The following is a 13642-nucleotide window of genomic DNA, read 5'->3' on the forward strand; positions in this document are numbered from 1 at the left end:
ACAGATGCGCGAACCACGGGAACAGATTGCAGCTGTCTGCCTGACCAGCGATTTGCGCGGCTGCTTCGCGTTCGTCCTTCTCCAGTTCAGAGAAGTTGACGTTGAAATCCAGCGTCTTCATGCGGGTTCGGAGCTCGGATTTGGGCTTCGTCGAATCGTTAGAGGAGAAGATGAACGTCGGCATCTGGATGGAGCCATCCCACTTCCCCTCCCAGTACGACTTGATGATGTCCCGGTCAATCTTCGACTTCGCCACGTCATCAACGATGTACGGGAAAACAGTGTCCGACGCACGAGCACGCTCGATGTTGTTTTTGATAAAATCGTCTCCGGTCGTGACCTCTTGCACGTACCCGTTCGAGATAAGTCGCGCCCCGAACCGCAAGAACATGCCTTTCCCGCTGTCGTTGTCGCCGTGAAGGAACAGGAACGGTAGGTCCTTGTCGAGCTCTGCGGATTCGTATTCGGCGTAGTGATGGGCGCAGTAGTTAGCGAACGGGGCCCAGCAGAAGTAGATGACACCCTCGTAGAAGTGCGCCCGCGTTTCCTTGGTCGTTCGCGTTTCGCCGTACTCGCCGACCGTTTCGACGTACTGCTCGATCAAATCGAGCGCGTCAGCGACTTCCTGCGGATCGTCCGGAAGAGGCGCCGTTAATTCGAGGACGGAGTCGTCAACTCTCAACCCGACCGTGTTCTCGTCCTTGTCGACGTTGAGGTCGGGGTACCCGGTGAAGGTCTCTTTGTACCGTGCGATACCGGCCGGTGTCGCTACGATTTCACCGTCGTTGATACGGATGTTATTGGCGGACAGCGTGTCGTCCAGATTCGAGATAGCGTCTTCGAGACCCTGCGGGGAGAGGCGCACACGCTTGTCCGGACTGATCTCTGTTGGGTCGGTATCCGTGTCTTCGGCGGCGAACACCGCCTTTTCTGCTTCTTCAGCGTCCTTGACGACGTTGTACGTGTTGACTTGGTCGTCGTCAACCGCTTCGTCGAGCCGGGCGTTCAGCTCGGCGACCGGGTCGTCACTGAACTCGTCGCCACCAAGCCAGATATCGTAGATCTTCGCCTCTTCTTCTGCCGTTTTGGCGTCTTCGATCTCCTCCGTGAGGTCCTCCATGAACGGCGTCGCATAGTCCTTGTGGAACGCGTAGAGCCGTTCGAACCATTCGTCGATGGGCGTGTCCCCATCGGTACGCCAGGCCATGTTGACGTTGGTTTGTTTGCTCCCTTGCCAGGCCTGCTTGGAGAGGTTCGCCGACCCACAGATGAGTGTGCGAGACCCGTCCTGATTCTCGACGATATAGAGCTTCGTGTGGAGGAGGACGCGCGCGGAATCGACGGTGTGGATGAGGAGATTTCCGTCTCGCCGCAGTGATTCAAGTTGCGCGGCGATTTTCTTCGCGTTGCTCGTGTTCTTCAGCGACCGTCGGTAGTCGTCGTGCTGGTTGTCTCCGACGATGACCTCCAGTGAGTCCACTGCGAGGTCCCGGTTCTGAAACATCTTGTAGATGAACGCCGGGGACTGACTGTACGTGACGCAGTAGACGTGCTGGGCGTCACCGAAGTATTTCAGGAAACTGTCCCATGATTTGTCGGCAGCCATCTCCAGTTCAGCGGTGCTGCCGTCATCAAATTCGACCGTTGCTTCGAATTCAGTCTTGGGCATGTGAGGGTTACCGGTGTGTTGACGGGTGCGTGAGTGGTTGCGTGAATCTGTACTGGCGCATGGTCAGATGTATGGGACACCGCGGATGACGCTGCCCTTGGTGAGGTAGCCTTTCATGGCGAAATCGGCGCACTTGTCAGCGTAGTACGTGGTGATAGGGAGCCGGGTGGACCGACTCAGCGAACCGACGTGTGCTTCAGACAGCCAGTAGGTCTGCTCCGCGAGCGTGTCGAGGTCTGTCGATCCGTAGCGTTTCACGATCTGCAACGGCCGCGGCGTGCCTGGACTACCCTCCTTCCCACCGGTCGTGGTCAGATAGGAGTGGTCGCCGTTGTGGACGTGGAAGGCGACGCCTTTGTCCGCGATATCGAACCGCGAGTTCGATTCGTCGTACTCGGCGATACGGGGGTTCCCGGATTTCCGAATCTCGACGAGGTCGAACCGCTGGATGAGATCGCGGGCTTTGTCGAGACGGCTGATGAGGCTCTCGATATCGAGGTAGAACTTCCCATCCCGATGAATGACCACGTGCCGCGGCGGTCGGCCTTCCTCTTCGGCAAATATTTCCAGGACGTGCTTGATGACGTTTGCTACGTCGTCCTCGTCGAACGTCTCGCCAGCCTGCTTCGTGACGGCTTCTGACGCGAGGATGGTTCCGTCGGCCATGATGACGTTCGCAGCCGCACCGAGGTGTTGCTTGGTCGCGTGGTCGTACGTCACGTCAAGACCGACGAACGCGTCAACGGCCCCTGGGACGTCGTCGATACGCCACGGCACGCCGCCTGCTTTCCCAATGAGGGACGAACAAATGTTCCCGCGGTAGTTGTCGTTACCGAGATTGTCGACGGAGATCATCTGACTCGGCACGCCGAGTTGTCCGAGCCGCCGCTTGAACTCGGGATACGGGTCGTCGTAGTCCGCTGCCGCAGCCTCGTCTGCATCCGGCACGACGATCAGCGCCGCATCGTAATCACTCGCTTTCTGCGCGTGCTGGGAGTAGTGGAATTCCGAGCTGAGTTCGTAGGTGTCGCGGTCGAACGCTGTCGGACTCGCATCGTAGTCTGCGAGCTTGTTGAGCAGCGAGAGCACGTACGGCCGCGCGTCGTCCTCCTCGTCTTCGGGATACAGCGCGATGATGTCGAACGATTCTGGTGCCTTATACACGCCATAGCCCTTCCGTTCCAGCCCGCCGGCCCCGTAGAACCCCGTCTGTCCGTCACCGAACCGCAGGTTTGGTCGGTTCCGTATCTGGTGTTCTCGGTACCCGGCGTTCGTTGGCTGCGGGACGGGGTCGAAGCCGAAGTACGGTGTCGGGCCAAGCAGGTCGACGAACGACGTGACGACATTGAACCGTTCCTCGGGTTTCATCCGGCTCTCGTTGTGGATGACGTTCAGGAACGTCTCATCGACGCGGCCCAACTGGTCGAAAGTCGGGATGACCTTGCAGTACGCCAGGAGCTGCGGGAAGATCGAATCCTCGCCGCTCCCGTACTGCAGATCAGCGATGATCGGGTCGCCAGCCCGCATCGAGTCGATGACGTCCTGTTCGACGTGCTTCTCGTGGTACTCCGACATCGGGACGCCCGGCCCGTCCAGCACATCATCGTAGTCCATGTCGATGACCTCCTTGACCCTCGCCGTGCGCGCACTGTCGTACAGATCCGTGTCATGCTCGACGGTCACCTCGGCGATGTCGTGGCCGCGTTGCACCCACTCAGCGGCGGAAAACGTCGATTCCAAATGGTACGCAACGTTCACGCCACAAATCACAGTCCCGTCAGCATCGACGCGAATCCGGCACTTGTACTTCCGATAGGCTTCGAACAACCCGCTGTTCGCGGTTCGTTGCGGGGTGGGCTCGATGATCGAATCGATCCCGGACACCTCGAAACGACCAGCAACGGCCCGTTTCACGTCCTGCTTGACGAACTCCTGGAGCGGGCCGTCATTCGTGTACGAACGCGCTTCAAGCGTTGTCTCGCCCTGATGAACCGGTTTGACAGTGTACCCGTGAATCGAGATCGTACTGTGGAGTTTCTCGGTCGCATAGATACGCCGCCGGGACGCATCGGCCGTCGTCACGGGACTCCCGATTCGTGACTGGTAGTAGTTCGCCGCTTTCGCCGTGAACCCCTCAATCCCGTTCGTGAAATCGTCAGGGTCGATTCCGCCACTACCGGTCGCCTGGAGTTCGTACTCGTGGACCGGTAACTCCGGCAACGACCCGAGTTCGAACTGCAACAAGTAGTTCCCGTCCGAGAGCGGCTGTTGATGCAGGAGCTTGCCGCCACCATCAGCTGTCGGGCGCGAACTACCATCGACCTCGCTTCCGCTAACGAACTCTTCACCATCGGACGCATCCGATGTCGTCGCGGCAGCACCGCTCGAACCCCTCTCTCCTGACAGGTCGACCGGTCTTTCCGAGGGTTCACTACCGGGCAACTTGTCGTTCTCGACAGCGGCTGGAGGATCGTCTAATAGCGTGACGTTAAGGTCGTACCCTGGGTTGAGTTGCATCTCGCCACGGAATTCGTTCCCGACGACGTTCTCTAGGAGATACCACTCCCCGATCTGCCACTCAAAGTTCGCGACCTCGTTGTTGTGAAACACTGTCAGATCTATCGCCGCGTTGTCGATGTCCTCCAGCTGGATTTTCTGAGCGATGGCATCGTGCTCCCACTCGTCAATCCCCGTGACGCGCAGCGCGATGTCGATCTCTTCTCCATCCTCGATATCGGCCTTGACTGCCATCTACACCGACCAACGGACGCCCACAATAAATAAATTTTCACTAGGCGAATCTCAAACACAATAAATCAAATTTAGATGCAGCATACTCCAAAAAGAGTCTCAATGGCACAAATGAGACTCTTATCAGAGAGTATCGAACGACACCGAGCGTCGAAATTTGCTACACTGGGACTGATAGACAACAAGACATCAGTACACCCTGAATAGGGACATCGAGATGCGTGAATATTTGTACTAGCCCCTAGTAATCGTCTCTATGCTTGGGACAGGGAGTGCAGAAGAGTACATCGGCGACGCCGAACAGCATAACCAGTGGTGGAATAACGATGATTCTCCGGAACTATCGCAAGCCACAGACCTCACCCCTCGATCTGATTTCCACCGCGTTCTCAAAACGACAAACACCCACTACACTGACGGCGTCGAGAGCCTCGTCTACGCAATTCACGGCCAGACCGGCATCGGCAAAACCACCCTTCTCCACCAACTCGTCGCAGCGCTCCTCAGCACGACCGACTTCCCGAACCAAAACACAGAACTCGAACTCACCTCCGCAATCGGACCGCGGCAAATCCTCTACATACCCTTAGAAGACTCCCTATACCAACTTGAACGCGAAGGCGACGACATCAAACGCCTCAACCAAGTCATCGACTACTTCCAAACGCACGTCGCACCCCGTCAAGGACAAAAGTTCATCCTCCTCGACGATGTCCAAGCCCTTGACCTCAACGAGGATCGGAAAGCACAGCTACTCGATGCCGTCGACGAGGATACGTACCTAATCCTGACCGGTATCGTCGCTTCTCAAGTGGATATCTCCACTACCGAATCCGCCGACACTGTCGAAGCATTCGAATTATGGCCGATCCTCCCGATGAAATTCATCGACACCGTTCAAATCGGCAAAGGTCTCGGCGTCGATTTTGATGGCGAATTCCGAACCCAACTCGAACAATACCAATCAACCGACTTAGACGGCCCATCGCCGATCAAGACGATTCGAACTGGGCTGTCCGGAAGAGATTCCGACACTAGTCTCGACAATGCAGTTGAGACACTCTCAGAACTCTGTTTCAACATTTTCGACGCGGACGACCGAGACAACCTTCACGACGCCGCGCGCGCATACCTGCGCACAGGCGGCACTCTCCACCAAACAGACGACCCATCGATCCGGAACGGTCTATCCAAATCTCATTTCCTTCTCTTCCTCTACAAAGAACTCGCCAAGTACCGATCCATCCAACAACCCGAAAACCTCCATAGACTCAGTTCCATCGCTGCCACCAACGCCGGTGAAGAACTCCAGTACACAAACCTCAGTGACCAGATCGGCGTTGACAGACGGACCGTCGATAGTTACCTCGATGTTCTTGACGAGGGGATCGCTGTCACTGAATCACACGACTACTCCCTCCGACGCTACCGCCGCACCCGCCTGTACCTCCGCAACCCACGCCACCTCGTTCTCCTCTCACAGCGACAGGATCACCACGGCTTCGAGGGCTACGAACAGCAAGACACGCTCAACCACGAATTCGAGTACAAACTCGCCCGCACTGTCGCCTTCGACCACGCCAAACGCCTCGCATACACCGTCGGAGCATACGATGTCGAATACACAGAAACCGAGTCCGGCCTCGTTGACTACATCCTTCACCGCAACGGACACGTCCTCCCCTTCATCCTCTCCTACCACCCGCACACTGGCAACGCCGAAACAATCGCCGAAGACTTCGACCCTGACTCTGGTCAACACACTAAATCAGACAGCGAAGAGCTACAGGAGTTAGACTACCAGGCACCGTACCGGTTCGTCATCACCGACAGTCTCCCAAAGAGCGTCGTCGAGAGCGAGTCACTCGTTACTCAGAGAGGGGAAACAAGAATCTGTTATATTCCATTCTGGCTGTTCCTCCTGATCTGTTAAGCAGATTCCAGTGTTGTTGATGTCGATTAGTTCTGGTCCTTTGCCATTCTCTCAACACCACTTCCCCGGGGGTATATATCTCTGACTCGACACCAACGTGTATGAACGGTTCCGGGCCGGCCTCGATTTCGGACATTCAATGCCGGCACGTCGACACCTACGAGAGTAATCCGGATCGAATTGAGGCTGATGCGGGGACTGAACGCCAGGACCGCGCTGACTACGAGGGTCGGTTCGTCTTCGAGTTGCTACAGAACGCCGTCGACGAGATGGACAACACCGACGAACCACGGGTACGGTTCGAACTCACGGAAGACTCCCTCCTCGTTGCGAATAACGGTGCGGCGTTCTCCTTCGAAGACCTTTACGCACTGACGCTCACGACCCGGACGACAAAAGCTGGCGAGACGACCATTGGCCACAAGGGCCGGGGGTTCACGTCCGTTCTTGGCGTCACGGATAATCCGAGTGTATACTCAGAGAACGTTCAGGCGCAATTCAATCGAAAGACCACAGCAGATCTCCTGAATGGCAACGATAAGATATCTGCTGAGCGGGACGACGCACTCGCTGCTGAACAAGTTCCCTTGCTCTGTCTTCCACACGAGACAACAACTCCGCCCCGAGTGCGAACACTTCTGAATGATGGATTTACGACCGTGTTCAAACTCCCACTTCGAGACCCCGTACGGCACCGGGAATCAATCCATACCAAGCTCGAAGGCCTAGACGCAAACACGGTCGCACTGCTGCCACAGCTTCAAGAGATCGAAATCAGCAGTCTCGGGCAAGACTGGGAATGGGAGACTGCCCGACACGATATGACCGGCTGTGACGCAACGCTCATAGAGCTCACCACAGACACAGCGGAGGGCCCAGAGGGTACGCGCACCGACTGGTTCTGCCTGTTCGAACAAACCGACCTTGACCATGAACAGATATCGGACCGCGCGGATCTGACCCAGCCAGAGGTGGATGCGATGGGAGAATTAAGCGTTGGCATTGCATTCACCGCGACCCCTGTGGACTCCCCTCCCACTCTTCGGCCTAGGGATTGGAAACTCAAGCCCGTTTACGGCGAGACTCACGACCGACCACCGTACCTTCATGTTTTCCTCCCGACGAAAGAACGCAGCCCAATCCCAGCGCTCGTGACTGGGACTTTCCAGTCAGACACGTCTCGCCGAAACCTCACACTCAACTACGATGACTCGCGCGGGTACGACGGCCAGTTCAACGCCCTCCTGTTCACGGCAGTTGGTGAGCTCCTCGCAGATGGTGTCATTTCGTTCGTTGACCAGTCCGCAACATTGGCGGGGGACTTCCTCACCACGCTGGACCCGTCGTTGGGGCAAGGCCGGGACTGGTCGTTTACCCAAGGGACTGTTGAGGACTGTCTATTCGACACGATCAAGACCCGACTCACGTCCGTTGAATTCCTTCCGAGTGCGCGTGCTAACCAACGAATTGCCATCGATGACATCACAGTACCCCCAACGTCCGGTAAACTCTCGGACTTAGGTACCGACTTCGTGTCTCTCCTCCAGTCCGGGGACAGTCAAGCCGACGACCAGCCGTACGTCCCTTCAGCGGAATTATCCGCCCACCAGCACGCCCAGACGCTAGTTGCGTACGGTGCGTCACAGTACGACGCGTCATCGATACCTGAAGCCCTCGCTGCTGTTTCTGTGGATCCTCCCCTCCGCATCGTTGACGAGCGTGAATTCGGCCGAATCCCCCCTGATGACGACGAGCCGTGCCGCCTCACGGTCGATCCGGTCCTTGTCTATCTCGTTCGTCTGCGCAAAACGCTGGAGAGCGACGAGGACCGTTCAGCCTTCGACGAAGCGTGCCGCCGACAAGACGTGTTCCCCGTTGAGATCAAAACCGACCCCGAAGAGACGAAGCACGCGATACGCGGTTCGAACGAGGCCGGCACGATCTTCATGCCACCAGAGGGTGACATTACAGCGGACGCCTTACCGACGCTCGAATTTCTTCCGCGTGAACTGTACCACGGCACGAACGCCGACCGCGCGGCACCGCTTCGAGAAGACGTACTCCCGGCGAACTTCGACGCCGACGTTCAGACGATCTGGGACATCAACGACTACCTGTTCTCACAAGTGTTCGACACTGCAATCAGCCCACATCTCCCTGGACCAAACTCACCAAATGCGGACCCGTCTATCCTCGCGTCCGACGGAGTGTTACGAACGATCCGTGAAATGACGGACGTCCAGTCACCTGAAAACGACCGCAGCCCAGAATCCCCACTACTCTACCAATCTGCGAAGAAGCCATACTCGGCCCTAGCACAACTTCCCGTCCCGACACAGCCAACAGAGGACGGCACAGTCGAGTGGCATCCTGCACACCGCGTGTACTTCAGCTCGGCTTGGCAAACCGCGCTCGACCGCCCCGAAGACGCCCACATCGAACCGTTCCTCAACGCCGTCGCCGACCACACTGATTCAGAACGATTCGATCCGAAGTTCCTCGCTCCACCTACGTGGTTCACTACTGACGAAGTCGAAGAGCGCTCAGAGACGCTCGAAGCATGGGCAGCGTTCTTCTCGTGGCTCGGCGTGTTCGAACATCTCCGCCCGCTACCACTATTCGCGCCCGGTGAACAGCAGACGTATCGTCAGACACAGGGTCTCAGTCAACCGTCGAATTCGACGATTACAGCGTCCGAAGACCTCCAAGGAGACGGTGTCTACTCCGTCGATCACCGATACACGGGACTCACCGATGCCGAGTGGCAGTCGTACCGCGACCACCTCGTGGATGCGGTAACCTCGGAAATCCCCGACCCAGACGAGCAGTACCTGTTCCAAGTGAATTCTCTAGAGTACGCGTCGGAAATCCTCTCGGCCGCCAAACAATCGGACGAGGTTGGGAATCGTCTCCTCACGCACCTCACGCGCTGGTGGAACCACGGTCTCTCCAAGCGACGACACACGACTGTCGCGGAGTTCACCAACGAACGGTGGCGCGGCAGTGACGTGAGCTATGTGTTCACACACGATGAACAATCGGAGCTCGGCTGGAACCTGTGGGTGTGGCAACTCCGACAGGCATCTTGGGTGCCGACCTCGTTCGATGCCGTCCGCCCAACGGCCGCGTGGAGTCTTCCACGCAGCGACCGTGAGCGCTTCAGCCTCGACGTGAACGGGCTACAGCCCTTGCTACCGTTCGTAGACGGGGACTTCCCAACGAGAGAAAGTGAAACGCCCGTCAGCTTCGAAGAACTCGCCGACACACTCGGTATCGGGGTCCGGCTGGAGCAAGGCACGTTCTCACCACAGGACGCCGAACGCGTGATCAGTCGTATCGGGGAGTTACTCGCGTGGACCGATGACGACCTCGCTCAGTACAGCAGTGCTGTCGAACTACTCTACACACGCGTCGCTGAACTCCTCCCGGGACTAACGCGTGGCAGCCAGATCAGTGGCGAGTGGGACCCCGAACAAAGCAGGGTCGCGGACGCACTTGTCCTCTGCCGGGTTGACGATAAGTACGCTCTCAAACGCGCGGGTGACACCTACTTCGTCCGGTCACGAAGCAGTCGTGACCGCTACGGAAATCTCGGCGTTCCACTCCTCGCTATGTTCAAATCAGAAGCCGTCAGTCTCGGCGAATACTGCGGCGCAACCGACTTGCGAGCCGCTGTCGAGAAACAACCTGGATACGGCGATGGACGACCTCTCCCGACATCTATCTCTGGCTTCGAAATCGACACCACGTGGCTCCAGACCGTCCTTGCCGCGCTCGTCCTCCGTCTCCGAACGAACCGGCCATCATCCGCGCTCGTCGACCAAGACACGACCCGAACCAAGTCATTCTTCGAGAACATCGTGTTCGTCACCGACCTCGATCTCAACATCACGCTCACCGACGGCACCTGGAACCGTAATCTCGACCCGAAACCGCAGCCGTACCACATTGAACGCGACGGCGACACGATTACCACGATCCTCATCGACGCGACACTCAACCGAGAGGCGTTCGTCGACGCACTCACCGGCGCGTACACCGACCGGCTTGATGTCCCACAGTACTACGAGGCAGTCAACAACCTCGTGGACTACGCGTTCGAGAACGAAACGCCAGCTATCGCGTTACACGAGCGACTCCGAACCGTCGGGAGCGAAGTTCCGAACGGCCAAATCGAAGTGACTCGGAAAGCACTCTTCGAAAGTGACCATGATGATCCACCGAAGGAGGACGGCGTGACAGATCACCCACCCGACCCTGAACCAGACAATGACGGCGCATTCGATTCCACCACGAACACACATACCGCAGCAGCTAACGGCGGATCGGAATCATCCACCGGCACGGCTGGAACCAGCGCACACTCCTCGCGCATCCCTAGTATCGACGCCGTCACTCGAATCGGCGACCGGCGAATCGCCGAATCACTCCAGAACGCCGACGTCTCCACAAACCCATCCGATAACGGTGGTCGCCAAGACTCGGGGAACGAACAGTCCACATCCAGTAGTCATAGCGGTGGGGGTGGAGCTGCGTCACAAGAGTACCGTGACGAGATAGACGCGTTCGGTATGGCAATTACGCTTGATGCAGAACGAACGCGGCTCGCGGACGCCGACGAACCCAACCCGGAATCGAAAGTCTTCGACGTTCACACACCAGAAGAATACCTAAAGCACCGCGAACACTCCGAGCTCCTCGAATCCGCGATTCACCGATTCGCAGACCAACGCGGCCTATCCGCCGCAGAAAACCCGCTCGACCGCGACTGGCCCGGATTCGACGTCCTCACGATCCGAACTGACGACAACGGCGACGCAGTGATCGACCGTTGCATCGAGCTCAAAACCTCCGGCCTGAACACACGCAAGCCATCCCTCTCCTGGAACGAATGGAAAGCCGCAGGCGGCCCGCTCAGCAAGCATTACTACCTCTACGTCGCCCGGAACATCCGACTCGGCAACAGCGGCGACGCAGAACTCCTCGAAATCCCACAACCATTCGACCGGCTACGCAACCGGCAACGCGAAACACGCGAACGGAACGTTCAGGTAGACCTCCGCAGCTTCGACTTCGGCGACGACCCAATCATCGAACGCCCCATCGAGTGGGACGAATAATCCACTCATTATACGACAACTGAACAATAGCGGTCCCACACTCCCTAAACTAATGATAACAGGTCGTGAATAGCGATAATAATGGCAGCTACACTTACCGAGCCCACCGTTCTCGCTGCCGCGAAGGACACACTCTACCCTGATCTCGATACAAGCACGGACCATTACGCTGTCACGGAAACCCAGTTCACCAAGCCGACGTGGGGCGGGTGGGAGATCCCGGACGACCTGCGTCGTCGCCTCGCACCATACAACACGATTCGCCTCACCGACGGTGAGCCTGACCTCCTCGGCGTCGGGATGCCCGCTCTCGAAGTGCTGAACGCCGACGCCGCGACAACCCCTGTTGCCGCCATCGAGGCGAAAGGCCACAACACCGACCCGAGCGCCGCTGACGTCAGAACCGGTATCAACCAGGCGCACGGCCACCTGTCCGAAGTTAATATCGGGTACGTTGCTGCCCCCCATGCAGAGCATCTCTGACCAAGCACGTGCACTGGCCCGAAATCTCAACATCGGCGTCATCGGCGTCGAAAGCCCGTACGACGCAACGCTCGTCGAACCTGCCCGCGTTACGGGTGTCGGTGACTTCTCCACCACTATCGACGCCATCCGGTTCCAGGCCACGACACACCGACTCACCGAAGGCAGCTTCCCGGTAAACCATCCAAAGAACTACCTGGGTTACGCACTCGCCCTCTCTGCAGACGGCGACACCGCTGATATCTACTCTGAACACGTGATAAACAGCGTATCAGGCGGCCGTCGCGGAGCAATTCTCCTCGGTCTTGTCGACAATCGGCCCGATGGAGAGCTGCTTACGCACCTCGGTGCAGAGGTCGTCCGCTTCGGTCGCGCCCAACACGGGACCGTTGCTGCCGCCCTTGAGGAATTCGCTGCGTGGAACGCCCTCGTCAACCAAATCATATGTAGCCAAGGGACTCTCGTGGTGGTACCGGCCTGGGAACGACCACCCGTCGATGTGAAGACATGGCTCACCATCGGCATCAGTGAAGGCTGTTCGCTCCCAGGAACCGCCCCGGCCGAGTAGCTACACCGCGCTGACGTGGCTGGCGTGCGCCGCCAGCATTCGGGACACCAAGTCCCCCGGCGGCCGCTTTGACGACAGCGAGATTTACGAGTGCTGGAAGTACGCGAAGCAGCAGGGAATGATACCCGGTGATGACCCCGTGCCGTACCGCGTGATTCGCTGGCTCGCCGAGCGCGAAGGGCTGGTCGAAGAGGACTACCCGGTCAAGGAAGAGGGACTTCCTGCCGCACCGTACAATGCGGTGCTGACCCTGATCGAACAGAAGCACGGGTTCGATACCGGACGTGAAATTGTGGGGAACGCCCGTGACGCAAAGGCGGGCGAAGCAAAGGTTAAAGCAGATGATGAGGACGATGAGGATGAACAGATTATCAAGTCACTGATGGGGAATATGCGATGACTGCAATTACACCACCCCAACGCCGACTACTCACGGTAATGGGTTGGTCGGAGCAGTATCCGACGTGGGTACTCGGCGACGGGGTTAGTGAAAGTGAGTTGTTGATCGCACGGGAGTTGGTGCGGTTGGCAAGCAACGGGAAGGTCGAGGTTGTCGACTCCCGGGGAGCCAGACGACTTCTCTGGACTGCTCGGGTCGACTAACTCTCCTCTATACCGACGAACCATTACCGTAGATGTATTTCAGCGGTAATAATTCCCTATTCCGCTACGGATGGAAGCGCGTACTACTCGTCTGGCGTGGGACGGTTGTTCATCTTGAGGTTGATGCCGTCAGTGATTGAGGGATGGATGATGGTGTCGCCGGCGATAGTAGCTCGCTACTAGTCGTTCTCTCCTATATTGGTGCATACTCCGTGACCCCTGAGGCCATCAGCACCAACCCGTAGCCGAGTCTATCACGGTGTGTGCGCAGACTTGTCTGGCAAATCACTCGTTGAGGACGTAGTCTTCGATGAACCGTGCCGAATATCGGGCCTTCGACGAAGAGTCATGGTTTGTCTCCAAGTAGACCCCCTCCCCGACCATGCGGGGCCGAACCATGTCGCGATCCTCGTGAGAGGGGTTGGAGTTGATGAGATACCGTACCTGCGCCCGAGCCGCTGAGATCGGCAGGTCGTCTTTCGTGAGGTACTTGTTCTTTATCAAGTACTCCACCA

At 57.8% G+C, this 13642-nt stretch carries 8 protein-coding genes and 1 pseudogene; 6 read left to right on the forward strand and 3 right to left on the reverse strand.

The window, feature by feature from the left end; all coding sequences use genetic code 11:
- Positions 1–1669, reverse strand: a 1669-nt coding sequence (locus AUR66_RS13325) for a phospholipase D family protein (RefSeq protein ID WP_058572807.1), incomplete at its 3' end; no start/stop codon positions are given.
- Positions 1670–1732: 63 nt separating this feature from the next.
- A complete protein-coding gene (locus AUR66_RS13330; RefSeq protein ID WP_058572808.1) occupies positions 1733–4420 on the reverse strand; it encodes a Piwi domain-containing protein in 2688 nt (895 codons plus the stop codon).
- A gap of 256 nt (positions 4421–4676) precedes the next feature.
- Here AUR66_RS13330 and AUR66_RS13335 point away from each other — a divergent pair, with 256 nt between their 5' ends.
- The 6 genes and pseudogenes from AUR66_RS13335 (at position 4677) to AUR66_RS13350 (ending at position 12924) form a co-directional block, all read left to right on the forward strand.
- A complete protein-coding gene (locus tag AUR66_RS13335) occupies positions 4677–6353 on the forward strand; it encodes an AAA family ATPase (RefSeq protein ID WP_058572809.1) in 1677 nt (558 codons plus the stop codon).
- A gap of 101 nt (positions 6354–6454) precedes the next feature.
- Positions 6455–6817, forward strand: a pseudogene (locus AUR66_RS23305) (sacsin N-terminal ATP-binding-like domain-containing protein); the annotation flags it as partial.
- Positions 6818–7504: 687 nt separating this feature from the next.
- A complete protein-coding gene (locus AUR66_RS13340; RefSeq protein WP_231727891.1) occupies positions 7505–11473 on the forward strand; it encodes an ATP-binding protein in 3969 nt (1322 codons plus the stop codon).
- 81 nt (positions 11474–11554) lie between these two features.
- The gene (locus tag AUR66_RS22740; RefSeq protein ID WP_231727892.1) at positions 11555–11956 is read left to right on the forward strand and encodes a hypothetical protein; all 402 of its coding nucleotides are present in this window, start codon (positions 11555–11557) and stop codon (positions 11954–11956) included.
- On the forward strand, positions 11940–12524 hold the full coding sequence (locus AUR66_RS22745; protein ID WP_231727893.1) for a hypothetical protein: 585 nt from the start codon (positions 11940–11942) through the stop codon (positions 12522–12524). Before AUR66_RS22740 ends, AUR66_RS22745 begins: the two co-directional genes overlap by 17 nt.
- Positions 12484–12924, forward strand: a complete 441-nt coding sequence (locus tag AUR66_RS13350) for a hypothetical protein (RefSeq protein WP_058572811.1) — start codon at positions 12484–12486, stop codon at positions 12922–12924. Before AUR66_RS22745 ends, AUR66_RS13350 begins: the two co-directional genes overlap by 41 nt.
- A 488-nt stretch (positions 12925–13412) precedes the next feature.
- Here the strand turns inward: AUR66_RS13350 and AUR66_RS13355 are convergent.
- Positions 13413–13642: hypothetical protein (locus AUR66_RS13355; RefSeq protein WP_197409788.1), on the reverse strand; the 230-nt coding region annotated here is incomplete at its 5' end.

The organism is Haloferax profundi (assembly GCF_001469865.1).
In the GTDB taxonomy this organism is placed as follows: Archaea; Halobacteriota; Halobacteria; order Halobacteriales; family Haloferacaceae; genus Haloferax; species Haloferax profundi.